General features: G+C 59.3%; 1 protein-coding gene and 1 pseudogene. One reads left to right on the top strand and one right to left on the bottom strand.

Going from position 1 to position 1419, the window contains the following annotated elements; all coding sequences use genetic code 11:
• Positions 1 to 123: 123 nt before the first annotated feature.
• Entirely contained in the window at positions 124 to 1080 is a 957-nt protein-coding gene (gene cysK, locus NW838_RS00870) for a cysteine synthase A (RefSeq protein WP_414358488.1), read from the bottom strand.
• Between the two features lie 194 nt (positions 1081 to 1274).
• Between cysK and NW838_RS00865 the strand changes: the two are divergent.
• Positions 1275 to 1419 (top strand): annotated as a pseudogene (locus tag NW838_RS00865) (RNA-guided endonuclease TnpB family protein); the annotation flags it as partial.

Here is a 1419-nt window from a genome sequence, read left to right as displayed (position 1 = left end):
TTACGCCTTGCGGCACTAGATCCTAAGTCTAGCGCGTCTGCCGTTCCGCCACGTCACTCTCACCCATGCTAGCTCGCCCTCTGGGCCAGGGCGACCTGTAGGGCAGCAGTCTCAGCATCATCGTCATCTCGAATCGGAATCCCGCTCCAAGTCGCGAAAAAGAGGTGTGCTCAGGTAGCGTTCCCCAAAACTAGGCTGGATCATTACAATCCGCTTGCCAGCGTTTTCCGGTCGCCGCCCCACCTGGATGGCTCCCGCCAAGGCAGCCCCGGTGGAAATGCCGGAGAGGATCCCTTCTTCCTTGGCCAGGCGACGGCTGTAGACCATGCTCTCTTCATCTTCCACCGCAATCACCTCATCCAGCAGGTCGCGCCGCAGCACATCAGGCACGAATCCCGCTCCGATCCCTTCAATGCGATGAAAGCCGGGCCGGCCACCACTCAAGACAGCACTGGCCTTGGGTTCAACGGCCACCAGTCGAATGGCCGGGTTTTTCCCCTTCAAAAACTCGCCCGCCCCCGTGATGGTGCCGCCGGTGCCTACCCCTGCCACCAGGATGTCCACCTGACCATCGGTATCTTCCCAAATTTCCGGGCCGGTGGTTCTGGCATGAATCTGGGGGTTGGCGGGATTGGTGAACTGGCCCAACATATAAGCGTTGGGAGTGCGGCGGACGATCTCTTCGGCCTTCCAGATGGCTTCCCCCATGCCTCCAGCACTGCTGGCCAGATAAACCTCTGCCCCGTAGGCTTTCAACAGCAGTCGCCGCTCAAGGCTCATGCTCTCAGGCATGACGATGATGAGCCGGTAACCCTTGGCAGCAGCGGCCATGGCCAAGCCAATGCCGGTATTGCCAGAGGTGGGCTCCACCAAGATGGTCTTGCCGGGGGTGATCAAGCCAGCTTGTTCGGCAGCCTCGATCATGCTGACGGCAATGCGATCTTTCACCGAGGCGGCGGGGTTAAAGCTCTCCAACTTCACCACAATCTCGGCCAGACACCCTTCCGACTGAGGGATCCGATTCAACCGCACCAGCGGGGTGCGACCGATGAGCTGGGTGATGTTGGCGGCAATTTTCATGGCTAACAAAAAGGAAGCAACCAATTGCAACAGCGGGCCGTAGGCCTTAAGTCCAGAGCACTCGGGGGCCTTGTGCGATGCTAACCCTTAAATCAACTCCCCGGCGCTCCCCTTTCAGCTTACTAGCGCAGGAGCCCCGCCCTCTGTCCACAGGGCGAGGGTCGGGAGGAATGCGGAGTTACGATGATATAACCATGACCCAAGTCCTGACCATTTCCTGCAAGCTCAAGGTGTCTCAGTCGCAAGCCGCAAAGTTGGATGCGACCTTGGAGGCTTTCGGCCACGCCTTGAACTGGGTCAACCAAAACAAACCCGAGAAGGTCGCCAACGCCGTCAAAC

The sequence above is a fragment of the Synechococcus sp. R55.2 genome (assembly GCF_047462075.1).
Taxonomy (GTDB): Bacteria; Cyanobacteriota; Cyanobacteriia; order Thermostichales; family Thermostichaceae; genus Thermostichus.
This window is presented reverse-complemented; position numbering and strand designations above follow the sequence as displayed.

Bases quoted from the DNA above. Each gene is read 5' to 3' on its own strand.
- cysK (WP_414358488.1), bottom strand. From the start codon at position 1,080: ATGAAAATTGCCGCCAACATCACCCAGCTCATCGGTCGCACCCCGCTG.